Origin of the sequence: Pseudomonas sp. A0308, from assembly GCF_044218815.1 — a bacterium.
GTDB classification, from domain to species: Bacteria; Pseudomonadota; Gammaproteobacteria; order Pseudomonadales; family Pseudomonadaceae; genus Aquipseudomonas; species Aquipseudomonas iridis.
In genome coordinates, this window is the sequence record NZ_CP162581.1 from 2,461,383 (window position 1) to 2,487,070 (window position 25,688).

Sequence of the window (25,688 nt, forward strand, 5' to 3'; positions counted from 1 at the left end):
CTCCCTCGCCATCGCTTATCCGCTGGTCAATTGAACGGCATTTCCAGACCTGACGGGGTTTGGGAGGGCAGACATTGTTCATGTTTCTGCAACACAGGTCTCTCCAACCGCGCCCGCCCATAAAACGCCAGCGCCGTCAGCAAACACGCGAACCAGACAAAGATTGCGGCCCAGAACGTGTGGGACATGTAGTGCCAGCCCTGCAGAACTCGCGTCGTGCCGTAGATGAAACCAAGCAACAACAAGCCCCACAACAGCGAGCTGGAAAAGCGCCATTGATACCGGCGCCCCACAAAGTACAGCGCCAGCATGGTGAAGCCGCCAGAGGCGTGCCCGCCCGGCCAGCAGCGGCCGCTACCGGCTTCATGGAACAGCTGAAAATTGCTGTACCACTCGATGTGGGCCATTTTGCCGCCGTACAACGTCGTCTCGATCGGGCAGTAAACGCTGGTGTGGGATTTGAGGAAATGGATTACGCCCGTGCAGACCGCAAACGCGACCACCACAAACAGAAAATCCCTACGGTGATCAGCGGCAAATCGCAACACGGGAGCGACTTTGCTGCGTTCCAGAAATGCGCCAAGTCGCTGATGCTTCTGCGGATTGACCAGCGGCCAGACCACCGACAGCATGGCGCCGATCAGGGCAATTTCGGCGGTCCAGTTGGGGATGATCCGCGCCCATTTGTGGGTGATTTTTTCGAACAAGTGAATCTTGTCGAGCGGAAAGGTCTGGGTCAGCGGATCGAACAGAAGGTTGCTGAAGGCGATGTCGATGCGGGTCATGTCGAACAGTAAAAACACCAGCGCCGCACAGGCCAGCGGGATGCCGAAGTTATAAGCGTAAAAACGAGCGTTCATCGGTTGGTCACCGTGCGCCAGTCGGAGGCTTCAATAAAACCGAGCATCTGTGGAGCCGCCGGGTTGGCAGCGGAGACGAACAACGAAGCGCCGTAACCGAGATCGGAGCCCGCTACTTTCAGATCTTTTTCCAGTTGTTCCATGCATTCGCTGTGCGTCACCAGAATCAGATTGCGACCGGCGATCTTGTGGGCAAGCGCATCGCGCAACATGCGACCCTTGCAGTTGATCAGCCAGTCGTCGCCAGTGGCGGCATGGTTGAACATGTAACCGGCGGTCTGCACGGTACGCATGGTCGGGCTGTTATAGATATCGGCGTTAGTCAGGCCCAAATGCTCGAACTGCGCACCGACGCTAACAGCTGCACTGCGCGAGCGGTCGGTGATGCCATCACGGCCACTCAGACACGGCGCTCTGGAGTGATCGCAGCGCTCGACGTGGCGCACCAGCACGATCATGTCGCCCTCTGCCCATCCCCGCGCCAACGCCTGCGCGCCGGCGATGTTGCCGTGGGCAAGATCCGGCACCGCGGCCGGTGCGAGCAGCCACAGGGTCAAGGGAATCACCAGCACCGATGCCGCCAACACCACCCAGGTGTTTCGAAAACGGGCCAGACCACTCAGATCAATCGAGCGATTGACGCCAAACAGATTCAGTCTCAATTCCACAAAAGCCGCCTCGCTAGCATGCATCACTTGTCATTCGATGCGACAAAACTACCGACGCCCGCGTGGGCAGCCAGTGAAACCCATGTGAAAAAAGTCTTGGGATAGCTTGTTACAAATTCTGTCCGACAAAAAACCTTTCAGCTCTCGCGTTCGCTGCCGATACAGATCTGCTAACACCCTTGCTGGCTCAAAAAACAACAATCTTCCAGCTTACCGACGATCAAGAAACACAAGTTTCTGGAGGATATTGTGATGAATAGCTGGTTCGGCAACATCAGCGTGAACATGAAACTGGGCCTGGGCTTCGGCCTTGTCCTGGCACTGACCTGCGTTTTGGCCCTGACCGGCTGGACCAGCCTGGGCGGCCTGATTGACCGCAGTAACTGGATGAGTGACATCACCCAGCTCAACTCCGGCCTGACCAAATTGCGCGTGGTGCGCCTGCAATACATGCTGACCAACGGCGACGAAACCGCTGCGCAGAATGTACAGACCACCCTCGACGGCTTCGCCGCGCAACAGCAGAAGCTCCTAAGCAGCTTCAAGAGCCCGGAAAACGTCAAACTGCTCAAGGAGCAGGCGGCGACCATCGCCGAATACCAGACGTCCCTGAACAAAATGCGTAACGCCTATCGCACCGGCAACACCGCGCGCGACACCATGAGCGTCAACGCCGAGAGCGCGTACAACCTGATCGAATCGATCAGCAAGCGCGTTCAGCAAATGGACATGAGCGAGCAGCGTTTCGAGCAGTTCCAGGCCATCAGTGCCGCCAAGGAAGCGTTCATCCTCGCCCGTTACGAAGTGCGCGGCTACACCGCCACCACCAACGCCGAAACCGAGCAGAAAGCCATCGGCCAAATCGACGTGGCGATCGCCAGCCTCAAACAGCTGAATGTGCATTTCGCTGATACTCAGCAAGATGCCCTGCGTCAGCTGGAAACGGCGTTGACCAATTATCGCAGCGCGTTGATGGCCTATAAAAACGCCAACAGCGAAGCCGTGCAGGCGCGTAAGGAAATGACCGATCAGGGCGCCACGATTGTGACCCTGAGCGAGCAGCTGTATCAGATTCAGCTTGATCGTCGCGACATCGAAAGCGCTCAGGCGCGTACCTTCCAGTTGATCAGCACCCTGCTGGCCCTGCTGGTTGGCGTGATTGCCGCGGTCATCATCACCCGTCAGATCACCCGCCCCCTGCGAGAAACCCTGGCCGTGGTCGAGCGCATCGCCAGCGGCGACCTGACCCAGAACGTCACCGTCACCCGCCGCGACGAACTCGGTGTGCTGCAACAAGGCATCGCGCGCATGGGCGTCACCCTGCGCGACTTGATCAGCGGCATCCGCGACGGCGTGACCCAGATCGCCAGTGCTGCCGAAGAGTTGTCGGCCGTTACCGAACAGACCAGCGCCGGTGTAAACAGCCAGAAGATCGAAACCGATCAGGTCGCCACCGCCATGCACGAAATGACTGCCACCGTGCAGGAAGTCGCGCGTAACGCCGAAGAGGCTTCGCAAGCAGCCGCTGCGGCTGACGGCGAAGCACGTGAAGGCGACAAGGTCGTGAACGAGGCCATCACACAGATTGAGCGTCTGGCCAGCGAAGTGGCGCGCTCCACTGAAGCCATGAGTGTGCTGCAACAGGAAAGCGACAAGATTGGCAGCGTCATGGACGTGATCAAAGCCGTCGCCGAACAGACCAATCTGCTGGCGCTCAACGCCGCGATTGAAGCAGCACGTGCCGGTGAAGCCGGTCGTGGTTTCGCCGTGGTCGCCGACGAAGTCCGTGGCCTGGCCCAGCGCACGCAGAAATCCACCGAAGAAATCGAAGGTCTGGTCGCCGGCTTGCAGAACGGCACCCAGCAGGTCTCGACAGTGATGAACAACAGCCGCGCCCTGACCGACAGCAGCGTCGCCCTGACCCGCAAGGCCGGTGCATCGCTGGAAAACATCACCCGCACGGTGTCGAACATCCAGTCGATGAACCAGCAGATCGCCGCCGCTGCCGAACAGCAAAGCGCCGTGGCCGAAGAGATCAGCCGCAGCATCATCAACGTGCGCGACGTGTCTGAGCAGACCGCCGCGGCGAGTGATGAAACCGCCAAGTCCAGTGTTGAACTGGCACGGTTGGGTGGTCAGCTGCAGCAGATGGTCAGCCACTTCCGCGTTTGATCCTGATTTCGCGCTGAAGCAATAAACCAATCGCGGGCAAGCCCGCTCCCACAGGGTTCTGAGTCGTTTACAGATGTTGTGTTCGACTCAGAACGTGTGGGAGTGGGCTTGCCCGCGATTGCGTTAGAACAGCCACCTCAGAATCCCCCCGCCTTATGTAGGAGCTGCCGCAGGCTGCGATCTTTTGATCTTGTTTTTAAAATCAAGATCAAAAGATCGCAGCCTTCGGCAGCTCCTACAGGGGCCAAGTTAATGGATCCTCACCGGGTGCCGCGTTGGCGCAATGCCGACGGCATGAAGTACGCATCCTCAGGCGCAGGTTGGGTGAAGTCCACGGTTTCCGATTCTTCGTTGTCGAGGTTCTGCACGTAGTAACGGCGTGCCTGCAAGTCGTGGAAAACGTCGAGCGCGCTCCAGGTGGTGGGCAGGTCGTAGAAGTTTTTCAGATAGGCCATCGACACGCGCCACAACTCCCCTCGCCCGTCGTATTGATCGACCAGCGCAGCCCCCCAACTGTCCTCATCCAGAAACAGCACGCGCTTGGAATAGATGTGCCGCGAACCCGGCTTGAGGTTGCCTTCCACCACCCACACGCGGTGCAGCTCATAGCGGGTGAATTGCGGGTTGAGGTGACCCGGGGTAAGCAGTTGCGCGTACTTCACGTCGGGGCTGCCGACTTTGTAGTTGTTGTAGGGAATGTAGATTTCCTGCTTGCCCTTGAGCTTCCAGTCGTAGCGATCCGGCGAACCGTTGAACAGGTCGGTGTCATCGGCAGTGCGCAGGCCATCGGACGAGGCGATCGGCGTGTCGTACGCAAGATTCGGCGCGCGGCGCACGCGGCGTTGGCCGGCGTCGTAGATCCAGGCCTGGCGCGCATCCTTGAGCTGATCGAGGGTTTCGTGCACCAGCGCTGCACCGCCCGCCAGCCGTGCCGGACTTTTCACAAATGCCACGTAGTAGAAGAGGATGTTTTTCAGGTCGGCGAACTGTCCACCGGGACGGTAATAGTTGAACAGCGCTTCCTGCTGCGAGGTCACCAGCGCGAAGCTGCCGTTGCGCTGGACCGGCGCCTCGGAGGCACGGCGTACGACGTAGATGCCGCGATAACGGGTGATGTGGTTCCACAGCACTTCGACGCCATCCTTGGGCACCGGGAACGGCACGCCACCATAGGCATCGGAGAACCCACTGCCGCCTTCGAGCAGCTTGGCCGAGGTCGCATTTTTCAGGGTGTTGTCGTACAGCCATTGCGGCGCCGAACCTGATCGACGCGAAGGATAGACCGGCATCTGGAAGGTGTCAGGGTAGCTGTTGAAAAGCGCAATCTGGCCCGGGCTGAGATGGGATTTGTACTGATCGAGATTGGCTTTGGTTATGGTGAACAACGGTTTGTCCGCTGCAAACGGATCGGGGTGATGCTGGCCCGGTTTGTAGCCTGCCGGGGCCTGGGTGATGCCGCCGGTCCAGGCCGGGATGGTGCCCGCTGCGTTTCCGGCGCGCTCGGCACCGAGTGGGGTCAGGGTGGTTTTCAGTTGTTCGGCTTGCTGGGGGGTGATGGCGGCCAGTGCAGTGCCGGCGGCCAAACTTAGCCACAACGCGAGTGATGTTTTTGTCAGCCTTGAAGTGTGAAACATGATCTTCTCCAAATACATAAACCTGTGGGAGCTGGCTTGCCAGCGATAGCGGTGGGTCAGCCACCATTGATGTCGAATGTGCTGCCGTCATCGCGGGCAAGCCCGCTCCCACAGGGAAAATGAGTGCCCCAGAAACTGCGTCTGAAACTCAAAGGAAATACTTGAGGTTGAACCCGACGTTGTCGCGATCGCGAATGCCGTTGTTCTGCCCGCCGCCGTAGAACTCGGTGTACTGCAACTCGGCCTCGAGCTTGTTCTGGTAGTTGGCCTTGATCCCCAGCGTGTAGGCCTTGCGACCTTCGATGGTGTTGCCGGCCTGATAGCTGTTGCCCTTGAAGTCGTCCTTGTAGACGACGTACGGCGAGACGTTGACCCCGGCGTAGACGTCGTTCCACGTGCCGTTGAGCATCGCCGTGTAGCTGTAGGAATCGCGGTTGACCTGATCGTCACGCTCACCGCCGGACACATAGGAATAGTTACCGGTGCCGGCGTAATAACGATTGCTGCCGTCGAAAGCGGTGTATTGCAGGTTGCTGCCGCGCAGGTGCTCGGAGGCCAGTTCGAAGATGCCGAACAACGAGTCGAACGACCCGGTCGGACCGAAGTTGTAGATGGTGCCCAGCGAGGTATTGAACGCCTCAACGCGCTCGGCGTTGTTGATCTGGCTGTCGAGGGTGACCATTTGCCCGCCGACATTGATCGACTGGCCCGTTACCGCCGCAGCTGCACCGTTGGCCAGATCGCCGATCAGGTCGTTGGTGGCCGCGACGCCGATGGGCAGGTTCGGCCGATAGGCCACTTCACCGAACACCGAGGCCTCGCCCAACGTGGTGTTGAAGCTGAAGCCGTACATGCGGATGTCTTCGGCATAGCGACGATGCGCCTGGATGTTGCCCATCACATCCGCCGTGGCCAGACCATCGGCGAGTGCCCCGGCCTGACTGCCGGCGACACCGGCCAACAGGTTGGTCAGGGCGTTCATGTCGATGCCGTTGTAACCACCCAGATCCGCCGCAATGGTCGGCTCCTTGGCGTGGTAATTAACCAGGTACAGGCCAAACTCAGTGCTGTTGAGCTGCTCGGCGATGTAGCGAAAGGCAAAACCAAACTGGCCGTCGTTGCGCGCGTTGTAGTCCTTGCCGACAGACGCCACTTTGAGCGTATTGCCGTACGCCGGAGTCACGCCGTTGGCGTACAGCCCGGTGGATTGCAGGACCGGGCCGAGCAGCGGGTTGTTGCCCAATGCGCTGTACAGACCGATGACGTTGCCAAATCCTGGCACGGGTGTGTCGAGAGCGGTGCCGCTGAAATCGTTGTAGCCGGTGTTGCCACCGTCGGCGAACAGATCGGTTTGCGAGTAGAACGTGCCGACCGGATCGATGCGGGTTTCCTTCCAGTTGGTCTGGTAGAAGCTCTCCAGGGTCAGGCTGTCAGTCAGGCCGATGTTGAAGCTCAGCGCCTCCACCGGCACCAGCACTTCCTTGACCTCGGCGCCGGGCAAACGGTACTTGGCCGCGTCCACCGGATTGGTGGTGTTGATGCCGCCGCGATAGAAAATCCCCTCGCCCCAGTTGAACACCTGACGACCGACGCGCGCCGTCACCGGCATCTGCGCGACGTCCCAACTGCCGTGGACGTAAGCGTCGAGCATCTCGATCCGGGTGCCGGCGATGTCGCGGGTCTGGCTGGTGAAGCGGTCGTCCTGCGGGTAGCTCTGGCTCGGTTGTGACGGATTGTTGTTGCGGTAGTAATCGTTGCGTTTATCCATCAGCTGGGTGTCGTAGAACGCGGTGCCGCGTACGAACAGGCCGTAGTTCTGATAGTTGGCCTCAAGCTCCGAGGTGATTTTGTACACCTCGGAAACCAGCCCGGTGTCGAAGTTGCGATTGCCGTCGTTGGTATTGACGTCATCGTTGGTTTTGTCGCGCCCCTGCACCCGCCACAAACGACCATAAGACAAGGTCGTGTCAAACGAACCGGTGACCTGTTTATCCAGCACACTGAACTCGGCGGCCTGCACCCCGTCGACCGCGCAGAGTTGCAGCAGCCCTGCCAGGCCGACACCGGGTAGCACCGCACCAGACAGGCGCAATCGAGTGTTGATCATCTCTTCCTCCTTCCCTGTTTTTTATTGTTTTTGGTCCTGCCGCGATGGCTAGGGCGCTAGTCCCGCACTGACATAAATCCGGCTGTGCGCGCCGAAATGGCCGAGCAGTCTGAACAGCTGTTGATTGAGTGCCGGATGATCGAAATCTTCCCGGCGCAACTGATTGCCGCTGCTGAAATCATTGGTGACCGGCGCCGTCTCCAGCCACTGACCGATGGCTTCATCGAGCGCGGCGGAGTCATCAACAGACTCGGCGCTGACCACCTCGCGCAGGTAGTCCACGGAGTACGGTGGATACTGTTTGTCCTGGGAAAAATCGGTGTAAGCGTCGAGCATCGGATGCGCTTGCCCGGCGCGCAGCAAGCGTCGCAGCCAGGTCGTCTGGTATTTCTCGACCTCCATATGCCGCGTCGCAACACGCTCGATTGACGCCTGTTTGTCGCCCGCAAAACCGGCCAGTGCCTTACCTTCCAGCAGCAGAAGGCTGGCAAGATCGACGCCGGGCAACGGCTTGGCGTGATACGGCTGGGTCAGGTCCTGGACGTGATGCAGGCCCCAGCCGAGAAAGCGATAGCCCCAGTAGGGATGGCCGCTGGCAAACGCCAGTCGTGCCAGGCCCATGTATTGATACGCGCGCCAGTGCGGCCAACTGCGCTCAAGAAAACCGGCAGCGGCATACACCACCGGGCTCTCGTGGAAGAACCCCATGTGGAAAGGAGCCTGGGAACTGTACTGAAACCGCGCATCGCCAAAAGGCTGCGGGCCGAAGCCGTATACCGCGCCGACTTCGCCCGGGTTGTCGCTGAACAGATTGATGTCGTGACCGTAATCCGGTTCGTCGGCAGCGCTGGCCAGCACCGCAAGCGGCGCGACTTTTTCGCCTTCAGCGACAACGATGAAGCGCTGGCGATTCCATGGCGAGAGCGTCTGCTCGACCATGACTTGCTCGGCGCTGAGGTGTTCGCGCTCCGGCAGATCCTTGCCCGGCAAAGGCTGGATCACCATCGCCAGATGTATCTGTGGGTTGATGCGCAGCGCGGTGAGAAAATCGTGGCGCAGGTTGTCCCCCGGCACGGCAGGCATTTGCAGATTGTCGGGGCGCGCAGGGTATTGGGCGAAGTGCTCGCGGGCGAAGCGTTCCTGTTGCTCGAGCAACGCAACCACGGCCGGATATTGCTGCGCGAGAAACTGCTCCAGCGGCTCGACTTCGACCTGCGGCGCATCACGCAGCGCGGGCAAATCCTGCAACGCCAGGTAGCTGCCCACCGTATGGTTCGACCAGCCCCAAGCGCTCGGGGCCGTTGCAAAAAGCAGCAACAGGAGGAATGTCAGCTTCATTGCTTGTGATTCTTATTGGAGATGCCGTGGGGGATGAGCCTAACAACCGCCCCCGCCGCTGACACTGTCCAATCTCACCAGAAAAGGTCTCCGATAGCGCCATATGAGCGTCGTCGCAATTTGCCCCTCTCCCCTGTAGGAGCTGCCGAAGGCTGCGATCTTTTGATCTTGTTTTTTAAGATCAACATCAAAAGATCGCAGCCTTCGGCAGCTCCTACAGGGGGGGTTGCGGTGTTTTTTCAGGCGGGGTAACCGGTGATTTTCCGGATGCTTTGGTACAGCGGTTTGAGCTGGCGATACATGCGCAGGTAGACCTCTTTGTACAATTGCTCGTAGATTTTTTGCGCCTCGGGTTGCGGCATGAACACCGCGCCCACCCGGGTCATCGCCGCAATTGCCGTAGGGAAATCCGCATGCAGTCCCAACCCCACCGCGCAGCAAATCGCCGCGCCCAGGCCGGACGCTTCGTACACATGCGGACGCTCCGCGGGCAGGCCAAAAATGTTCGCCGTCAGCTGCATCGCCGCATCACTTTGCGAACCGCCGCCAGCAACACGCAGCCGTTTGACCGACACCTTCGAACGCCGCTCGATGTTCTCCAGGCCCTGGCGCAAGGCATACGCCAGCCCCTCCAGAATCGCCCGATAAATGTGCGCGCGGGTGTGTACATCGCCGAAGCCGATCATCGCGCCTTTCGCTTCCACGCCCGGCTCGCGAATGCCTGGCGACCAGTAGGGTTGCAGCATCAAACCCATCGATCCGGGTGGCACCGCATTCACCAATGCATCGAACAATTGCTCGGGCTCGATGCCCTGCTCTTTCGCCTGCTGCATCTCGCGCAAACCGAACTCGTTCTTGAACCAGCTGACCATCCAGTAGCCGCGATAAATCATCACCTCGCAGTTGAATTGATCCGGCACCGCCGACGGATAAGGCGGGATCAGCGGGACGATTTCCAGATAGCGCGAGCGGGTGCTGGTGATCGTCGCCGTGGTGCCGTAGGACAGGCACACCGTGCTCGCATCGACCACGCCGGCACCGACCACCTCGCAAGCCTTGTCGGCCCCCGCCGCAATCAGCGGCAGCCCTTCGGGAATTCCGGTGTGGCGGCTGGCTTGCGCGGTGATGTAGCCGAGGGTTTCACCGGGTTTGTGCAGGGTCGGCAGTTGCTCGGGGCGCACGGCCAGGGCCTGCCATTTCCAGTCACTCGGTGCGGCCCACTTCAAGCGTTTGAAGTCGAACGGCAAGTAGCCGACGCAACACCCCACCGAATCGACAAAACGCCCACACAAGCGATGGGTGAGAAACCCCGAGAGCAGCAAAAACTTGTCGGTCGCCGCCCACACTTCGGGCTGATGGCGAGCGATCCAGTTGGCCTCGGCCTGGGCGCGAAAATGGTCCACGGTGGCCTGCGCGCCGACCAGTTTGAACAGCCAGCCCCACGGCCCTTTTATCCCACCTTCGACCTCACTCTGGCGTTGATCAAGCCACAGAATCGCCGGGCGCAACGGTTTGCCTTCGGCATCGACATTGATCACGGTGCCGCGCTGTGTGGTCAGGGAAACGCCGGCAATCTCTGAGCGATCAATGCCGGTTTGTGCCCAGACTTGCTGGCAGGCCTCGCCGAGTTTCGCCCAGTAATATTCCGGGTCCTGCTCGGCCCAGCCCGGCTGTGTCGAGTAATAGGCCTGCAACTCGACTTTGCCCTTACCGAGCAAATTACCCTGCAGATCGAAGAGCAGCGCGCGCACGCTTTGGGTGCCGTTGTCGATAGCCAACAGGTAGCGCTTGTTCGGGTGGTTATCCATGGAGCTCTCTTCAAGGGGCATCAAGGCGTGGCATCCGGCAAACCGTGATGGCGTTGCCACAACGCCTGATAACGCTGTAACTCATGCTGCCAGTATTCGTCGCTCCAACCCAGTCGCGACTGACAGAGCTGGCGGATGACGGCGAAATAATCTTCGCCACCGCGTGGCAGCAACAGGCCCAATCGGGTGCGGCGCAGCAGCAGGTCATCGAGGTGCAGGACCATTTCTGCTTCGCAGGCGAAGGCCAGTTCAGCCCACAAGGTGTCGGTGTTGCCGACCGTGTCGTGGCCCAGTTCCGTGAGCAGTTGCGCCAGCCTTGGCAGGTCCCGACCGTGCCGCCCGGCCAGCCGCCGCCACTGCTGCGCGCCAAGTCCGGGGATCGCCAGCGGCGGCACGGCGGCGAACACCGGCGCGGCGTCATCATTAAACGGCCGATCAAGCATCGCCGCGCAAGCCTTGAGCACTTCGATGGCTTGCGGGCGAAACGTCGTCAGTTTGCCGCCGGCCAGGGTCACGCAACCCGGCTCCTGCCACAGCACGTGCTCACGGGTTTCGTTAGAGGGTTTGTCTTGATTCGCCCCCGCGCCACCGACCACCGGACGCACGCCCGACCAGGTCGACAGCACATCGGCTGCGATCACTTCTGCGCCGGGGAACTGTTGCGTGCAAGCCGCCAGCAAGTAGTCGAGTTCTTCAGCACTGATGCTCGCGCTTTGATCCAGATTTTCGTGATGATCCAAATCCGTGGTGCCGACCACTGTCGCGCCCTCCCACGGAAAAACGAACACCGGTCGCCGATCACGCTCGTGCAAAAAGGTGAACGCCTGCGCCACCGGCAGACGCCAGCCCGGCAACAACAAATGACTGCCGCGCAAGGGGCGCAACTGCCGTGGTGCCTCGGCTGGTCGTAGGCGTTCAGCCCAGGCGCCGGTGGCCACGGCCAGCACGCCACAGCGCAATTGCAGGGACGCGCCAGCCTCGCAGTCCTCAACCTGAACCCCGCGCACGCGCCCGTCCTCACGCAGCAAATGCTCAACGCGCACGCCGTTCAGCGCCACCGCACCGTCGGCCCGCGCCTCGCTCAACACACGCATCACCAGCCGCGCATCATCGGTCAGCGCATCGACAAAACAGGTGCCGCCGAGCAGTTCGGTTTCCTTCACCCCCGGCGCCAGATATCGCAGTTGCTGCGCGTCATGAAAACGGTGGCTGCGCCGCCCGGCCAGAGCGTCGTACACCGAAAGCAAACCACCCAAAACCCGTGGCCCGGGAAAGCCGCCGCGATAGTGCGGCATCATGAAACTCATCGGCTCGACCAGCCCCGGCGCTTCGTCGAGCAGGCGCTGACGTTCGCGCACCGAATCGCGGGTCAACCGCCATTGCCCCTTGGCGATGTAACGCAAACCGCCATGGACCATTTTCGACGATCGGCTGGACGTGCCCCAGGCAAAATCGCGCTGCTCCAGCAGCAGACAGCGCCAGCCACGACGCGCGGCTTCACGCAGGATTCCGGCGCCACTGATCCCGCCGCCGATGACAATCAGATCCCAGGTTTCATCGGCCAGCGTCGGCAAAACCTGCTGGCGCCACGCGGCGTTCCAGTGCGCAGTCATAGCCGTCACTCCGGTAACAGCGTGCCGGGGTTGAGGCGCCCGGCCGGATCGAAGTGCCGGCTCAACGCCTGCAAGGTGTCCATCGCCAGCGCGCCTTTCTCGCGCAGCAGGTACGGCGCGTGATCCTTGCCCACGCCGTGCTGGTGACTGATGGTGCCGTGGTTGTCGACGATGGTCTGGCTGGCCGCGTGCTTGAGCGCCTGCCAGCGCGCCAGCGTCGCGGGGTAATCCGCCGCAGGGCGAAACACGTAGGTGGTGTAGATGCTCGAACCCTCGCCGTAGACGTGGGACAGATGAGTGAACACATGCACCCGCTCGCCTTCAGCGGCCAAGGCATCGCGCAGGCTGTTTTCGATGAGGGTGAGCAGGTTGTCGACGTTGCTCCAGTCGGTGGCGGTTTCGAGGGTGTCGACCACATAACCGGCGTTCCACAGGTTCTCGCGCAGGTAAGGAAAACGGAAGCGATTCTGTGCCCATTTCTTGCCGAGCAAGGTGCCGGTGAATACGCCGCCAAAAGCTTTGAGATGCTGCCGCGCTTGCCTGAGCGACAGCGCATTTTGCCGACGATTGCCGGTCACGCCGAAGGTCAGCAGGCACTTGCCCTCGCCTGCTCCACGCAAGCTCAGGTACTTTTCCAGCCAGGCAATTTGCTGCGGATGGCCGGCCAACGCCAGTTGCGTTTCGGTCTCCACCGCGTTGGACAGGCGCAACATCGACAGCGGCACCCGCGCCTGAGCCAATTGGCGGATGGCTTGCAGCGCTTTGCTCCAGCTCGGCAGAAAAACGCCGTAGAAACGTTCATCAGCGGGCAGTGCGCAGACCCGCACCGTGACCTCGGAAATGATCCCGAAACGGCCCTCGCAGCCCAACACCACTTCACGCAGATCGGGGCCGGCGGCCGAGGCCGGGAACGTGGGGATTTGCAGAGGGCCGGCGAACGTTTCCAGCGTGCCCCCGGCGAACAATTGCTCGATCCGCCCATAACGCAGAGATTGCTGGCCGCTGGAACGACTGGCAACCCAACCGCCCAACGTCGACAGCTCCCACGACTGCGGAAAATGCCCCAACGTGTAACCGCGCGCCCGCAACTGACTTTCCACCTGCGGACCACTGGCACCGGGGCCGAAAGTCGCCAACAGGCTGTGTTCATCAAGGTCGATCAGACGATTCATCCGCGCCAGCGACACCGTCACTACCGGCCGCGCGGAATCCGGCGGGTTGATGTGCCCGGCCACCGACGTGCCGCCGCCGTAAGGAATCAGGCACAGGTCTTGTTCATGGGCGAGCCCCAGCAATTGGCGAATCTGCTCGGCTGTCTCGGGGAATGCCACCGCATCGGGATAATGGCCCAACGTGCCTTCGCGTAATGCCAGCCAATCCGGCAGGCTCTGGCCGCGAGCGTGCAGTAACCGGTCATGAGCATCGACGCTGTACAACGTGTGAGCCCGCAACCGCGATTCAGGCACGCGGGCCAGCGCCGTTTCCAGCGTCGCATCGGGCAGCGCTCGACCGTCGCCCAACCGTTCGGCGAGAAAACTCGCGCCCTGGGCCGGCAGTTCGACCACCGTGGTTGCATCTCCCCAGCCGTTCCAGCGTCGCATGCGTGTGTCCTTTTTCGGTTCTTATCAGCGATATTTCAGGCGTCCATACTAGTCGGCGGCCGAAAAGTGTCACGGTCGCATCCGGCCAGTTCGTGTAGCCAATTGAGTCAAACGTCGCGCAAGCGTCAGCCATTTACTTTAGCCGTGGTTTCAAATTACCTTTCAGGCATTCATCCGCTCATGCACGCTTTGATCAAGGGAATACGATCATGCAATCGCTCGGCTTCACCTCCGTTCCGCCGCTGCTCAAGTACCTGCGCCATGCCGAGCAATTGGGCATGGCCATCGAGCCTGCGTTGGCGGCGGCCGGGTTGCAGGCGCAGCAGTTGAGCGACAACACCCTGCGCTTGCCGGGTGAGGCGCATGAAAAGTTGCTCGATTATTTCTGCGAGCACTCGGGCGATCCGCTGTTCGGGCTCAATGCAGCGAATTTTGTGCTGCCCAATTCATGGAGTGTGCTCGGTTACATCACCATGAACTGCGCGACCCTGGGCGATGCGATGAGCCGCATCATGCCGTTCGAGAAGCTGGTAGGCGACATGGGCGTCAGCCGCGCCGAGGTGCAGGATGGCCAAGTACACCTGATCTGGACCTGCCGTTATCAGCGCCCGCGGATTCGTCGGCATCTGGTGGAAAACGTCCTTGGTTCGTGGCTGCAATATGCGCGCTGGATTGCTGATACGCAGATGTCGCCAGCGGCAGTCTGGCTGGAATATTCGTGTCCTGACGAGGTGACGCTCGCGCAGTACGAAGCGTTTTTCGATTGCCCGGTGCTGTTCGATCAACCGTATTCAGCGTTGATTGTGCCGCCGGCGTATTTGCAGTTGCCGCTGCGTCAGGCCGATGCGCAATTGCTGCGCACGCTGGAAGAGCATGCGATGGGGTTGATGGCGACCCTGGAGGATGCGTCGCTTGCGCAACAGGTGAAGAGCATTTTGCGTCAGTTGCTCAAGGAGGGCCTGCCGCGCAAGGAGCAGGTGGCCGAGCATCTTGCTGTGTCGGTGCGCACGTTGCAGCGGCAGTTGCATCAGGCGGGCACGTCTTATCAGCAAATTCTGGATGATCTGCGGCAGGAGTTGGCTGAGCACTACCTGTTGAACAGCACGTTGCCGATTCAGGACATTGCGCAGTATTTGGGGTTTACCGAACCGAGGTCGTTTCATCGCACATTCAAGAGCCGGCGGGGGATGCCGCCCGGGGAGTTTCGGCAGACGCATCGGGGGTGATTGCGCGGGCCCCTTCGCGAGCAGGCTCGCTCCCACAGTTGAACTGTAGTGGACTCAGGTTTTGTGGACAGCACAACTCACTGTGGGAGCGAGCCTGCTCGCGAAGGCGTCCGTCGCCGCACCTCAATCCGACAGGTAAATCCACGCCATATTTAGCGCAATAAACCCGCTACCTCCATGATGTTTAAAGACACTCTGTGTTACGCCCAAGAGCCTACAAATCCTTGCGCCGCGGCCTACGCCTAAGCCAGAATCCGCCGGCTTGTGCGCCCTGGCCTTGCTGCGTAACTTGGATCCGTCACTGATTTCCAGTGATCGGGTTTAGTAGCCCGGCATGTTTGGGGCGTATAGCTCATCAGATCGACAGGCCTTGCCTGAACGTTATGGTGGCTGTGCGCAGGGCGCCTCCGGGCGCGCCGGTTTCCCAGATCCCCGGTCTACTAACCTGCGCACAGCTGCCTCCACTTCTTTTAGTAGAGAAGCGTTGGCCAGCCTCCAATGAGGATCTGGTAAATGTTCAAAGTAACGCCAAACCCACCGGTCACCGACCCGGCCTCGCCCTACGAATCCCCCGATTCAAAGAAACTCCACGAAGCCGCCGAGCGCGCCCTCGACCACTACCTCGGCCCACCAACCGCCGAAATCATGGCCGCGCCTTACAAACCCAACGCGCTGTACATGGCCAGCCCCGAGTCCGATAACGAATCCCTGCTGGCAGATGCCAGTGAAACGCTCGGCTCGGCCACCGTCATGCTTAACAACCACGTAGCCATGGTGGAAGGCACACACCGCAAAACCCTGCAAGGCATCGCGCAGGTGGTGATGCTGGCAGAGCTGGCGGTTAACCGGGTGCTGGACAGATTAGTGCCGACTGAGTAGCGAAAAAGCCCGCTGGCAGACCGTAGTGGTTGGGCAGCGGGCTTTTTGGTTGGCTTGCGATTTTTTACCCTCACCCCAGCCCTCTCCCGGGGGAGAGGGGGCCGACCGAGAGACGCTGACGATTTACGCCGACCTGCAAACACCGCGGTGAATCCATAATCGCTGCAAGTCTTTCAGGTCGATGTACAGCGCATGACACCTCGGTCAGTCCCCTCTCCCTCCGGGAGAGGGTTAGGCGGGCGGCGTTCCGATGAGGGGCTTCCAGGCTCAAACACTAATCGCATTGGTAAACACCAACCGATTCCCAAACGGATCGGCAATGGTCATGTCCTGGCTACCCCACGGCGTCGCCTGAATCTGCGGATGCGAGAACTTGTATTCCTTGGCCACCAATTGCTGCTGAAATGCCTCAAGTTCATCGGTCTCGATGCGCAACGCCGAACCCGGCGAGGCATCGCCATGATGCTCGGATAAATGCAGCACGCATTCGCCACGCGACACCTGCAGATATAACGGGAAGTTCGCTTCGAAACGATGCTGCCAGTCGATCTTGAAACCGAGGAAGTCGACGTAGAACTCTACGGCTTTGGCTTCATCGAAAATCCGCAGGATCGGGGTGGTTTTGCCGAAGCTCATGGGTTGCTCCCTGACTGGTTGGCCCAAGAGTGTAGCCGGGCTGGATGTCAGCACTTCGGCTTGTTGATGGTTTTCTTTAGTCGCAATGTGCCACTACTGTGACGCACTGCGCGAAACATCAACTAAAGCCGTCGCGCAAATCGCCCTGGCGCGCAAGAAACCGCCCTTCCCTTCGACCATTTGCCTGACCATCGCTGTAACTCAAAACACCGTTGATCCACACCCCGTCAATCCCCTGCGCCGCCCGTTGCGGATCATGGAAATCCGCAACATCGCGCACGGTCGCCGGATCGAACATCACCAGATCCGCCCAGTTTCCTTCACGAATCTCGCCTCTTTCCTTCAAGCCAAACCGCGCCGCCGACAGACCGGTCATCTTGTGCACCGCCGTGTGCAGCGGAAACAGTCCGACGTCACGACTGAAATGCCCGAGCACCCGTGGGAAAGCGCCCCACAGGCGTGGGTGCGGGAACGGGTCTTCCGGCAGTCCGTCAGAGCCCACCATCGACAGCGGGTGCGCGAGGATTCTTCGTACATCCGCCTCGTCCATGCCGTAGTACACCGCACCCGCCGGTTGCAGGCGTTTTGCCGCGTCGAGCAACGGCACGTTCCAATCGGCAGCGATGTCGATCAGATCGCGACCACTGACCTCCGGATGCGGCGTCGACCAGGTGATGGTGATGCGGTGCGCGTCGGTGACTTGTTTCAGATCCAGCGTCGAGGAACTCGCCGCATACGGATAGCAATCGCAGCCGACCGGATGGGTTTTCGCTGCCTCTTCCAACGACGCGAGCAACTGCGGACTGCGCCCCCAGTTGCCGACACCGGCACACTTGAGGTGGGAAATGATCACTGGCGATTTAGCGTGGCGCCCGATCTGAAATGCCTCATCCATCGCCTCCAGCACCGGGGCAAATTCGCTGCGTAGATGAGTGGTGTACACCGCGCCGAATGCCGCCAGTTCTTCGGTCAGTTGCATGACTTCATCGGTGGAGGCGCTATAGGCGCTGGCGTAAGCCAGACCTGTGGATAATCCAAGTGCGCCAGCCTCAAGACTTTCGCGCAACTGCGCGCGCATCGCGGTGATTTCGGCAGGAGTCGCGGTGCGAAACAGGTCGTCGAGGTGATTGCTGCGCAGCGCCGTGTGACCGACCAACGCGGCAACGTTCAACGTGGTGTTGGCCGCTTCGACCGCCGCGCGGTAATCGCTGAACCGTGGATAAACAAACGCCGCTGCGCTGCCGAGCAGGTTCATCGGATCCGGCGGATTGCCTTTCAAGCTGACCGGCGAAGCGCTGATGCCACAGTTGCCGACAATCACCGTGGTCACGCCTTGGCTGAGTTTTGGCAGCATCTCTGGCTGACGGATGACCACGGTGTCGTCGTGGGTGTGCACGTCGATAAAACCCGGCGCCAGCACGCGGCCGGCAGCGTCGATTGCTTCGGTGGCCTGGGCATCGCGCAGGTCGCCGATGCGCTCGATTCGACCGTTGAGAATCGCCACGTCAGCGCGATAGCCGGGTGTGTTGCTGCCATCGATGATCAGGGCGTTGCGAATCAGGGTGTCGTACAGCATGTCAGTCTCCCAGCGGCAGGTGATCGTCGCCGCCACGGTATTCGTCGAGAGCGAGTTTGATGCGCCGCAGACGTTCTTGATTGTCTTCAGGACTGGCCAGCGCCAGCTCGGTCGCGAGGACGTCGATGGCAAGCAACATGCCGTAACGCGCTGCCGTCGGTTTGTAGATGAACGATGTCTCTGCGCCTTGCAGCGGCAGGACGATGTCGGCCAGTTCCGCCAGCGGCGAGTCGGCACGAGTGATGGCGAGGATGCGCGCGCCGTAGTTGCGCGCCAGTTCGACGGTCTCCAGCAATTCCGGGGTGATGCCGGTCAGCGAGCAGACGATGACTACCTGTTCGGCGTTGAGGCTGGCGGCGGTGACGCGCATCATCACCGCGTCGTGGCAGACCGCAATCGGATAACCGAGCCGTACCAGACGCACCTGCAACTCATCGCTGCACAGGGTCGAGCAGCCGCCCATGCCGAAGGCGTGGATCATCCGCGCCTGACCGAGCAGTTTTACCGCATCGGCGAAGCGTGATTCGTCGAACCCGGCCAGATGCTGACGCAGGGTGCTTTCGATATCGCCGACAATCTGGCCATAGAACGCCGACTGTTCAGGCGTGCCCGCCGGGTCGAGAAAACGACTGCCCACGCCGCTGGCCTGGGCCAGTTGCAGGCGCAGATCACGCAGGTCGCGGCAACCGACGGTACGGGCAAATCGCGACAGCGTGGCGGTGCTGACTTCTGCTCGTTGCGCCAAATCTTCGAGGCTGGCGGAGGCGGCAAAGCCGACGTCATCGAGCATCAAACGGGCGATGCGGCCTTCGCCGGCGCTGAAAGAATCCTGACGGGCGCGGATCTGGTAGAGGATGTCCATGGCGGCGGGCTCCGGTTACAGCAGGTAAGAAAGGCCGACGGTCAGACCGAAAGCGACCAGCGAGATCAACGTCTCAAGCACGGTCCAGGTCTTGAACGTCTGCGCGACCGTCATGTTGAAGTATTCCTTGATCAACCAGAAGCCGCCGTCGTTGACGTGGGAAAAGATAACCGACCCGGCCCCGGTCGCCAGCACCAACAGTTCGGGGTGTGGATATCCCAAACCAATGGCCACAGGCGCAACCACGCCGGACGCGGTGGTCATCGCCACAGTCGCCGAACCGGTAGCGATACGCATCAGAGCGGCAAATAGCCAACCCATGAGCAGCGGCGACAGATGAAATTCGTGAGCGAGGCCGACGATTTGATCGGTCACGCCGGCGTCGACCAGTATCCGGTTCAAACCACCGCCCGCCCCCACCAGCAAGGTGATGCTGGCGGTCGGTGCCAGGCATTCATTGGTGAATTTGAGGATCGATTCGCGGTTGAAACCTTGGGCGATGCCCAGCGTCCAGAAGCTCAGCAACGTCGCCAGCAACAGCGCAATCACCGAGTTGCCGATGAACAACAGGAACTGATTGAAACCGCTGCCCGGCGTCGAAATCAGGTTGGCCCAACCGCCGATCAGCATCAGCACCACCGGCAACAGAATGGTCGCCATGGTGATGCCGAAGCTCGGCAGCTTGTCGCGTGGCTCGCGGTCGAGGAATTGTTTTTCCAGCGGGTTATCCGCCGGCAACTGAATGCGCGGGACGATGAATTTGGCGTACAGCGGGCCGGCGATGATCGCCGTAGGAATCCCGATCGCGATTGCATACAACAAGGTCTGCCCGACCGACGCCTGATACGCCTGCACCGCCAGCATTGCGGCCGGGTGCGGCGGCACCAATGCATGCACCACCGAGAGGCCGGCAACCATGGGCAAACCAACCATCAGGATGGAGACACCCACCCGTCGCGCCACGGTAAACGCAATCGGCACCAGCAACACAAAACCGACTTCGAAGAACAGCGGCAGCCCGACCAGAAACGCGATGCAGACCATCGCCCAGTGCGCGTTCTTCTCGCCGAACTTGTCGATCAACGTGCGCGCCATCTGATCCGCGCCACCGGACTCGGCCATCATCTTGCCGAGCATCGTCCCCAGCGCCACCACCAGCGCAATGTGCCCGAGCGTCTTGCCGACCCCGGCCTCATACGCACCCACCACACCCGACGGCGGCATGCCCGCCACCAGTGCCAGACCAATGGAAATCAGCGTGATGACAATGAAGGGATTGAGTCGATAACGGGCGATCAACACGATCAAAGCGATGATGGCCACGGCGGCATACACCAGCAGCCAATAGCCGAAAGAAGGCGTCATGCGGTACTCCTCGAAAGGGTCACGTTCGAATGGGTTGTGAAACTCATAAATCATTTCGAGATCGAGATTTCAAACCACATGAAAGTAATTTTCGCGGAGAGGCAAAAGGTGTCGCGGATGGATATGTCTTGTCGTGATTAATGAAAATTGGGGGGCGGGATTTTCATGGCTTTGCGGCAAACACAAAACCCTGTGAGAGCTGGCTTGCCAGCGATGACGGCTGCACATTCAACATCGATGCTGGCTGGTCGGCCGCTATCGCTGGCAAGCCAGCTCCCACAGGTTTAAGGGGTATTCTGAAAATTGAGGCAAGCGCTATACTCGCCTGACGTTCTCTATCGAGCCCTCGCCATGACAACTGCGCGCCGCACCAGAAAAAAGCTGACTGCCGAAACGTTGATCCGCGCGATCGCCAGCTCGACAGCCATAGAGACCGGTCAAAGTGTCGAGACAATCGAGCGCAAGCTCAAAGTCAGATCCAGCAAGTTTCTGCACCTTTCCCTGGCCAAATAGCCTTTTATCTCAAGTCCACAACGCCTGCCGCACCCAATACTCCATGGGTTCGTAGTTGCAGTTCAGCCCCTGATTGATTGCTGCAAAATAAGCCTCCCTGTTTCGTTCCCAACTGCTGTAGTCAAGCGGCACGTAGCCCGCCTGCACGGCCATGACATCCGCCAATAATCGCGAGAGGCGCCCATTACCTTCGCGAAAAGGATGAATCAGGATGAACTCCACGTGCGTTACAGCGATGGCCCGAATCAGATTTTCATCCAGATCAGGTCTACACGGTGTGTATTTGGTAAGACAGTCCTTTTCAAATCCATCGAGCAATCGAGCGATCTGCGGCGCAGCGGCGAAGAAGAAGCCATCCTTGCCCAAATTTACCGCGCGGATCTCGCCAGCCCATGGATAGATATTGCCCAGCCAGTGTCGATGCCAATCTTTCAAATCCTGAACAGTTATTGGCCGATCAGGCAAATGCTCTATGAGTACAGATTGGTAAAGCTTTTCTAGCAGAACAAGTTCTGCATCATCCATGTCTTCAGGATCGGTAATTCCCAGCTTATTGCTCAGCACTTGCTCATTCGAACCGGCCTGAAAGCTGCTTTGAGCCCCTTCTGCGTCGTAACGATTAATCATCCTTGTACCTGCTGAACTGCAATGTTCAGAGCACCATAGGACTGACGTAATACAAGAGCAAAGCCTGAAACAAAAACGGCTGCCCGATGGCAGCCGTTCTGAAGGTTGATGACAAAGCATGGCGGGGCCTGAACGCCAATCACACCATTTCGTTACGAATCCATTCAACCACCGAGGTGCGTTTCGGCGTCCAGCCCAGCATTTCGCGGGCGTGTTTGCCGCGTACCCGGCTGTTGGAGCCGAGGCCGTAGTTGGCCATTTCATAGCCCCACTCGGCTTCGGCATCCGGAAGTGGCCAGTCTTGTGGCTGGCCCAGGTTGAGGGCTTCGGCCATGGCGGTGGTCATGTCGATGAACGACGCTTCGCCGCTTTCGACAAAGTAGAACGTGCCCGGGACGTTTTTGGTCAGCGCCAGCAGGTACAGGGCGACGACGTCTTCGATGTGTACGTTGGACCAGATGTTCTGACCCGTGCCGACGTGGCGAACCACAGCGCTTTTGCGCGCCTGTTTCAGCAAGCGCGGCAATTGCACGCTGTCGCGGTTGACGCCCAGGCTGTGGCCGTAGATCAAGGTGTTGCAGACGACGGCCGAATTCACGCCGTCCTTCGCGGCATCGAGGATCAGGTTGTCGATGGCCACGCGTGCGGCTTTGTCGACGGTCGGCTCGGGAAGGTTGTCTTCGTAGTAGATGACGTCGCTCGACTTGCCGCCGGATGCATCGCCGACGATGCTCGAACCGCTGGTGTGCAGGAATACTTTATTGGAGCCGCGCAAAGCGTCGAGCAAGGCCTCAACCGCAGCGCGGTGGTCGCTGCTGGCGGCGTTGATCACTGCGTCGGCAGCGCGGGCCTGTTCGGCGAGCAGTGTTTTGTCGTCGAGGGTGCCGATCACCGGGGTGATGCCCAGTGCTTTGAGTTCATCGGCTTGTTCGGCGCTGCGCACCAGACCCGTAACATTGTGGCCGGCCTGAACCAGACCGGTAGCGATGGAGCCGCCGATAAAACCGGCAGCGCCGGTGACGAATACGTTCATGGAGAAACTCCCTGCGTGAGTAAGTGATGGGACGAGTATCGACCGACGACGGCGGCCGAAAAACCCGCGCTCGCCCAAATCACTGTTGCGCAGAGGTCACGAATCAGCCTTTGAAATCGGCGCTGGCGTAAGCCGCGAGTTTGCTCTGGATGAAGTCGAGGAAGCACTGAATCCGCAGCGCCAGTTGCGAGTTACGGTAGTAAACGGCGTTGATCGGTTGGCGATAACCACTGTTGAATTCCGCCAGCACGACCTTCAAACGCCCGGCGCGGATGTCGTCGATGGTCATGAAGTGCGACAGGCACGCGATGCCCTGCCCTTCCAGCGCCAAGTGCCGAACGGTTTCGCCGCTGGAGGCGCTGATGGCCGGGGTGATGGGCCAGCGGTCACCGTGCACGTAACGCAACGGCCACTGATTGAGGCCTTCGTTCTGGGTAAAACCGAGCAAGGCGTGTTCGCTGAGGTCGGCCACTTGCAACGGCGTGCCGTGGGTTTTCAGATAGGCAGGGCTGGCGACGATCAGCAGCGGACTGCAACCCAGCGACCGCGCATGCAATGTCGAATCGGCGAGGGTGCCGATGCGGATGGCGACGTCGGTGCTTTGTTCCAGCAGGTCAATGATCAGGTCATTGCTGTTGAGTTCGAGCTGGATGTCCGGGTAGAGCTGACGGAATTCGTCGATGTAGGGCACGACGGCGTGCAGCATGAACGGCGACGCGGCGTTGATCCGCAGGCGTCCGGACGGGGTTTGCTGGCGTGAGGACAGGCGTTCTTCGAGTTGCTCCATCTGATCGAGAATCAGCTTGGCCTGCTCAAAGAAATACTTGCCCTCCTCGGTCAGGTCCATGCGCCGCGTGGTGCGGTTGATCAGCGTGGTATCAAGCTTGGCTTCCAGCCGTGACAACGTGCGGCTGACGGCCGACGGCGTCTGCCCGACCTGCTCGGCCGCGGCGGAAATCGAACCGCACTCGATCACACAGACGAAAATCTGCAACTCATCGGATCTGGCTTTCACGGGTGTCCTCTTTGAAATCGCCAAGATCGCAGCCTTCGCCAGCTCCTACAGTGAAATGCGTTCCCCTGTAGCAGCTGGCGAAGGCTGCGATCTTTTGCTGTTACAACCGATAGTAGCCCGAAACCACTCAAGCCTTGAGGCCAAACACCTCGCTCAAATGCTGCTCGTAGCGCGCCACATCATTCTCGATGTTCGGGCGCTTCATCACGTCGACACACAGAAACGTCGGTAACCCGGTCATGCCCAGAAACTCATTGGCCTTGTGAAACGGGAAGTACACCGCGTCCACGCCCTTGGCTTCGAAGAAATCAGTCGGGTCATCAAACGCTTGCTGCGGCGCGTTCCACGTCAGCGAGAGCATGTATTGCTTGCCCTGGACCAGACCACCACTGCCGTACTTCTGCGACGCATCGGAACGGGTGCGACCATCGCTGGCGTAAAGGCTGCCGTGGCCTTCGGTGAAGACTTCGTCAATGTACTTTTTTACCGTCCACGGCGCGCCCATCCACCAGCCTGGCATTTGATAAATGATCACATCGGCCCAGAGGAATTTGGCGACTTCTTCAGCGACGTCATACCCCTCGTCGATGAAGGTCGTCTTGACGTCGACACCGCCGCGATCCAGCACGCTCAGCGCGGTTTCGTGCAGGGTGGTGTTGTAGCGACCGTCGGAGTGAGCGAATTTTTTACCGCCATTGAGCAACAACACTTTTTTCATGAGAAAGCCTCGGCGCAGCCATCTGGCTGGGTGAAGAAGGGAAAGTTGAATGGCGGCAGGTTAACGATCGGCCTCGCGCGGAATAAGCCGTGGTTGCGCAAAATACATTTGATTAAAAAGCACGAATCGACAGCAGATTGTTGCCGTAGCATTCGCAGCCATCTGAATTTGAGGAGTTGTTCCGATGAGTGAACGCCTGGGTTTCATCCTGCACGCCAAGACCCGTCCGGAAAAAGCCGCGGCTTTCGAAGCGCTGTTCCGTGCCTATGTCGAGCCAAGCCGCGTCGAGCCGGGCTGCATCGAATATCACATGCTGCGCGACAAAGAAGATCCGACACTGTTCATCTTCTACGAGATCTGGGCATCCCAGGCGCATCTCGATGTGCACTCGAACCTGCCGCACATGAAGCAGTTTTTCGAGCAGCGCATGGAGTTTCTGGAGCGAGATTTCGACATTCGCTCGATCGACATGCTCAGTGAATCGTCGGCTAGCCGCTGATCAGCAAGTGGGCGCCGAGCGCGCCCAGACCGATGAAGAACACCCGTTTGAACAGCACCGCGCTGATTCGCTGACGCAGCCATTGGCCGAGCAACATGCCAAGCACTGCCGGAACCAGCGCCAGCAGCGAGGCGCTCAATTCACCGCCACCCAACGCGCCACGCCAGAGCAAGCCGCCGGCCAACGCCAGGGTCGAGACGGTAAACGACAGCCCGAGCGCCTGCACCAGTTCATCGCGACTCAAACCCAGCGCTTGCAGGTATGGCACTGCGGGAATCACGAAGACTCCGGTGGCCGAAGTGATAACACCGGTGATCACCCCGCAGACCGGGCCAAGCCATGGCTCATGGCGCGGCTTTATGTGCAGCGTCGGCAGCAATAGCCCGCTCAACGCATACAGCAACAGTGCCGCGCCCAATCCGCGTACCACCCAATGTCCGCCGACCATGCCGATCGATAACGTGCCGATACCGGCGCCGAGGAAAATCATCAAAAGCATCGGCCAGAGGCGTTTGATCAATCCTTTCAAATGACCGCCGAACGCCAGTTGCCAGACGTTGGTCAATGTTGCCGGGATGATCAGCAACGCAGCAGCCTGTGATGGGGACATATCCAGACCGAGCAGCCCCATGGCGACGGTCGGCAGGCCGAGGCCAATGACGCCTTTGATCAGACCGGCGAGCACGAATGTGGCGATGACCAGCAGGGACAGGGCCAGACCGAGGTTTTGGTAGAAATCTGCGAGTGTGTTCATGGCGCTACTGTGCGCCAGTCGGGACTGACTGAAAATCTGCCATATACTGAGACAGCCTCTGCCAATGCAAGAGGCTTGGAAATTCATTAAGGCAACTGGCCCCATCGCTGGCAAGCCAGCTCCCACAGGTTTATCGGTTGCATTCAAAACCTGAGTACACACAAAACCCTGTGGGAGCTGGCTT

General features: G+C 60.0%; 22 protein-coding genes and 1 pseudogene. 6 read left to right on the forward strand and 17 right to left on the reverse strand.

Annotation, left to right across the window (positions count from 1 at the left end):
- Nucleotides 1-26 precede the first annotated feature (26 nt).
- Nucleotides 27-860: a phosphatase PAP2 family protein gene (locus tag AB4P92_RS11480; protein ID WP_395599387.1), complete on the reverse strand. Its 834-nt coding sequence runs from the start codon at nt 858-860 to the stop codon at nt 27-29.
- Complete coding sequence (locus AB4P92_RS11485) at nt 857-1,528, reverse strand: histidine phosphatase family protein (RefSeq protein ID WP_200611419.1); 672 nt, start codon at nt 1,526-1,528, stop codon at nt 857-859. Before AB4P92_RS11485 ends, AB4P92_RS11480 begins: the two co-directional genes overlap by 4 nt.
- 387 nt (nt 1,529-1,915) lie before the next feature.
- On the opposite strand from AB4P92_RS11485, the pseudogene AB4P92_RS11490 reads away from it, so the two are divergent.
- Nucleotides 1,916-2,842, forward strand: a pseudogene (locus AB4P92_RS11490) (methyl-accepting chemotaxis protein); the annotation flags it as partial.
- Nucleotides 2,843-2,986: 144 nt separating this feature from the next.
- Entirely contained in the window at nt 2,987-3,700 is a 714-nt protein-coding gene (locus AB4P92_RS11495) for a methyl-accepting chemotaxis protein (protein ID WP_390896399.1), read from the forward strand.
- Between the two features lie 260 nt (nt 3,701-3,960).
- On the opposite strand, the gene AB4P92_RS11500 is transcribed toward AB4P92_RS11495, so the two are convergent.
- The 6 genes from AB4P92_RS11500 to AB4P92_RS11525 all read right to left on the reverse strand — a co-directional run bounded on the left by AB4P92_RS11500 (nt 3,961) and on the right by AB4P92_RS11525 (nt 13,801).
- The gene (locus tag AB4P92_RS11500; RefSeq protein WP_395599388.1) at nt 3,961-5,334 is read right to left on the reverse strand and encodes a DUF1329 domain-containing protein; all 1,374 of its coding nucleotides are present in this window, start codon (nt 5,332-5,334) and stop codon (nt 3,961-3,963) included.
- Nucleotides 5,335-5,482: 148 nt separating this feature from the next.
- Nucleotides 5,483-7,441, reverse strand: a complete 1,959-nt coding sequence (locus AB4P92_RS11505) for a DUF1302 domain-containing protein (protein WP_210701325.1) — start codon at nt 7,439-7,441, stop codon at nt 5,483-5,485.
- A gap of 48 nt (nt 7,442-7,489) precedes the next feature.
- Nucleotides 7,490-8,779 (reverse strand): phospholipase, encoded by a 1,290-nt coding sequence (locus AB4P92_RS11510; RefSeq protein WP_395599389.1) that lies wholly within the window; start codon nt 8,777-8,779, stop codon nt 7,490-7,492.
- A gap of 239 nt (nt 8,780-9,018) precedes the next feature.
- A complete protein-coding gene (locus tag AB4P92_RS11515; RefSeq protein ID WP_047299671.1) occupies nt 9,019-10,587 on the reverse strand; it encodes an FGGY-family carbohydrate kinase in 1,569 nt (522 codons plus the stop codon).
- A 20-nt stretch (nt 10,588-10,607) separates the two neighbouring features.
- The gene (locus tag AB4P92_RS11520) at nt 10,608-12,200 is read right to left on the reverse strand and encodes a glycerol-3-phosphate dehydrogenase/oxidase (RefSeq protein ID WP_395599390.1); all 1,593 of its coding nucleotides are present in this window, start codon (nt 12,198-12,200) and stop codon (nt 10,608-10,610) included.
- 5 nt (nt 12,201-12,205) lie between these two features.
- A complete protein-coding gene (locus AB4P92_RS11525; protein ID WP_395599391.1) occupies nt 12,206-13,801 on the reverse strand; it encodes an FAD-binding oxidoreductase in 1,596 nt (531 codons plus the stop codon).
- A gap of 209 nt (nt 13,802-14,010) precedes the next feature.
- Between AB4P92_RS11525 and AB4P92_RS11530 the strand changes: the two genes are divergently transcribed.
- Both AB4P92_RS11530 and AB4P92_RS11535 read left to right on the forward strand, forming a co-directional pair.
- Complete coding sequence (locus tag AB4P92_RS11530) at nt 14,011-15,027, forward strand: AraC family transcriptional regulator (protein ID WP_395599392.1); 1,017 nt, start codon at nt 14,011-14,013, stop codon at nt 15,025-15,027.
- A gap of 513 nt (nt 15,028-15,540) precedes the next feature.
- Nucleotides 15,541-15,906, forward strand: coding sequence for a DUF6124 family protein (locus AB4P92_RS11535; protein ID WP_395599393.1), 366 nt, complete (start codon nt 15,541-15,543; stop codon nt 15,904-15,906).
- Nucleotides 15,907-16,173: 267 nt separating this feature from the next.
- On the opposite strand, the gene AB4P92_RS11540 is transcribed toward AB4P92_RS11535, so the two are convergent.
- The 4 genes from AB4P92_RS11540 to AB4P92_RS11555 all read right to left on the reverse strand — a co-directional run bounded on the left by AB4P92_RS11540 (nt 16,174) and on the right by AB4P92_RS11555 (nt 20,345).
- Complete coding sequence (locus tag AB4P92_RS11540) at nt 16,174-16,542, reverse strand: glyoxalase superfamily protein (RefSeq protein WP_042557554.1); 369 nt, start codon at nt 16,540-16,542, stop codon at nt 16,174-16,176.
- Between the two features lie 118 nt (nt 16,543-16,660).
- Nucleotides 16,661-18,118: an amidohydrolase family protein gene (locus AB4P92_RS11545; protein WP_395599394.1), complete on the reverse strand. Its 1,458-nt coding sequence runs from the start codon at nt 18,116-18,118 to the stop codon at nt 16,661-16,663.
- A gap of 1 nt (nt 18,119) precedes the next feature.
- Nucleotides 18,120-18,980 carry a MurR/RpiR family transcriptional regulator gene (locus AB4P92_RS11550; RefSeq protein ID WP_261736793.1) on the reverse strand — a complete coding sequence of 287 codons (861 nt, stop codon included), beginning with the start codon at nt 18,978-18,980 and terminating at the stop codon, nt 18,120-18,122.
- Between the two features lie 15 nt (nt 18,981-18,995).
- The gene (locus AB4P92_RS11555; protein ID WP_115148412.1) at nt 18,996-20,345 is read right to left on the reverse strand and encodes a GntP family permease; all 1,350 of its coding nucleotides are present in this window, start codon (nt 20,343-20,345) and stop codon (nt 18,996-18,998) included.
- A gap of 351 nt (nt 20,346-20,696) precedes the next feature.
- Here AB4P92_RS11555 and AB4P92_RS11560 point away from each other — a divergent pair, with 351 nt between their 5' ends.
- Complete coding sequence (locus AB4P92_RS11560) at nt 20,697-20,858, forward strand: hypothetical protein (RefSeq protein WP_273878320.1); 162 nt, start codon at nt 20,697-20,699, stop codon at nt 20,856-20,858.
- Between the two features lie 9 nt (nt 20,859-20,867).
- On the opposite strand, the gene AB4P92_RS11565 is transcribed toward AB4P92_RS11560, so the two are convergent.
- The 4 genes from AB4P92_RS11565 to AB4P92_RS11580 all read right to left on the reverse strand — a co-directional run bounded on the left by AB4P92_RS11565 (nt 20,868) and on the right by AB4P92_RS11580 (nt 24,251).
- On the reverse strand, nt 20,868-21,485 hold the full coding sequence (locus tag AB4P92_RS11565) for a Fic family protein (protein ID WP_047299665.1): 618 nt from the start codon (nt 21,483-21,485) through the stop codon (nt 20,868-20,870).
- A gap of 139 nt (nt 21,486-21,624) precedes the next feature.
- The gene (locus AB4P92_RS11570) at nt 21,625-22,518 is read right to left on the reverse strand and encodes an NAD-dependent epimerase/dehydratase family protein (protein ID WP_395599395.1); all 894 of its coding nucleotides are present in this window, start codon (nt 22,516-22,518) and stop codon (nt 21,625-21,627) included.
- Between the two features lie 103 nt (nt 22,519-22,621).
- A complete protein-coding gene (locus AB4P92_RS11575) occupies nt 22,622-23,533 on the reverse strand; it encodes a LysR family transcriptional regulator (protein ID WP_200611443.1) in 912 nt (303 codons plus the stop codon).
- A 127-nt stretch (nt 23,534-23,660) separates the two neighbouring features.
- On the reverse strand, nt 23,661-24,251 hold the full coding sequence (locus AB4P92_RS11580) for an NAD(P)H-dependent oxidoreductase (protein WP_042557548.1): 591 nt from the start codon (nt 24,249-24,251) through the stop codon (nt 23,661-23,663).
- Between the two features lie 184 nt (nt 24,252-24,435).
- Between AB4P92_RS11580 and AB4P92_RS11585 the strand changes: the two genes are divergently transcribed.
- A complete protein-coding gene (locus AB4P92_RS11585; protein ID WP_273878323.1) occupies nt 24,436-24,750 on the forward strand; it encodes a putative quinol monooxygenase in 315 nt (104 codons plus the stop codon).
- Here the strand turns inward: AB4P92_RS11585 and AB4P92_RS11590 are convergent.
- On the reverse strand, nt 24,740-25,504 hold the full coding sequence (locus AB4P92_RS11590; protein WP_395599396.1) for a sulfite exporter TauE/SafE family protein: 765 nt from the start codon (nt 25,502-25,504) through the stop codon (nt 24,740-24,742). The two genes, AB4P92_RS11585 and AB4P92_RS11590, sit on opposite strands and share 11 nt — an antisense overlap.
- Nucleotides 25,505-25,688 lie beyond the last annotated feature (184 nt).

Excerpts from the sequence above, each read along its gene's own strand:
- AB4P92_RS11480 (WP_395599387.1), bottom strand. The coding sequence starts at position 860 with ATGAACGCTCGTTTTTACGCTTATAACTTCGGCATCCCGCTGGCCTGT.
- AB4P92_RS11495 (WP_390896399.1), top strand. The coding sequence starts at position 2,987 with ATGCACGAAATGACTGCCACCGTGCAGGAAGTCGCGCGTAACGCCGAA.
- AB4P92_RS11500 (WP_395599388.1), bottom strand. The coding sequence starts at position 5,334 with ATGTTTCACACTTCAAGGCTGACAAAAACATCACTCGCGTTGTGGCTA.
- AB4P92_RS11505 (WP_210701325.1), bottom strand. The coding sequence starts at position 7,441 with ATGATCAACACTCGATTGCGCCTGTCTGGTGCGGTGCTACCCGGTGTC.
- AB4P92_RS11510 (WP_395599389.1), bottom strand. The coding sequence starts at position 8,779 with ATGAAGCTGACATTCCTCCTGTTGCTGCTTTTTGCAACGGCCCCGAGC.
- AB4P92_RS11515 (WP_047299671.1), bottom strand. The coding sequence starts at position 10,587 with ATGGATAACCACCCGAACAAGCGCTACCTGTTGGCTATCGACAACGGC.
- AB4P92_RS11520 (WP_395599390.1), bottom strand. The coding sequence starts at position 12,200 with ATGACTGCGCACTGGAACGCCGCGTGGCGCCAGCAGGTTTTGCCGACG.
- AB4P92_RS11525 (WP_395599391.1), bottom strand. The coding sequence starts at position 13,801 with ATGCGACGCTGGAACGGCTGGGGAGATGCAACCACGGTGGTCGAACTG.
- AB4P92_RS11530 (WP_395599392.1), top strand. The coding sequence starts at position 14,011 with ATGCAATCGCTCGGCTTCACCTCCGTTCCGCCGCTGCTCAAGTACCTG.
- AB4P92_RS11535 (WP_395599393.1), top strand. The coding sequence starts at position 15,541 with ATGTTCAAAGTAACGCCAAACCCACCGGTCACCGACCCGGCCTCGCCC.
- AB4P92_RS11540 (WP_042557554.1), bottom strand. The coding sequence starts at position 16,542 with ATGAGCTTCGGCAAAACCACCCCGATCCTGCGGATTTTCGATGAAGCC.
- AB4P92_RS11545 (WP_395599394.1), bottom strand. The coding sequence starts at position 18,118 with ATGCTGTACGACACCCTGATTCGCAACGCCCTGATCATCGATGGCAGC.
- AB4P92_RS11550 (WP_261736793.1), bottom strand. The coding sequence starts at position 18,980 with ATGGACATCCTCTACCAGATCCGCGCCCGTCAGGATTCTTTCAGCGCC.
- AB4P92_RS11555 (WP_115148412.1), bottom strand. The coding sequence starts at position 20,345 with ATGACGCCTTCTTTCGGCTATTGGCTGCTGGTGTATGCCGCCGTGGCC.
- AB4P92_RS11560 (WP_273878320.1), top strand. The coding sequence starts at position 20,697 with ATGACAACTGCGCGCCGCACCAGAAAAAAGCTGACTGCCGAAACGTTG.
- AB4P92_RS11565 (WP_047299665.1), bottom strand. The coding sequence starts at position 21,485 with ATGATTAATCGTTACGACGCAGAAGGGGCTCAAAGCAGCTTTCAGGCC.
- AB4P92_RS11570 (WP_395599395.1), bottom strand. The coding sequence starts at position 22,518 with ATGAACGTATTCGTCACCGGCGCTGCCGGTTTTATCGGCGGCTCCATC.
- AB4P92_RS11580 (WP_042557548.1), bottom strand. The coding sequence starts at position 24,251 with ATGAAAAAAGTGTTGTTGCTCAATGGCGGTAAAAAATTCGCTCACTCC.
- AB4P92_RS11585 (WP_273878323.1), top strand. The coding sequence starts at position 24,436 with ATGAGTGAACGCCTGGGTTTCATCCTGCACGCCAAGACCCGTCCGGAA.
- AB4P92_RS11590 (WP_395599396.1), bottom strand. The coding sequence starts at position 25,504 with ATGAACACACTCGCAGATTTCTACCAAAACCTCGGTCTGGCCCTGTCC.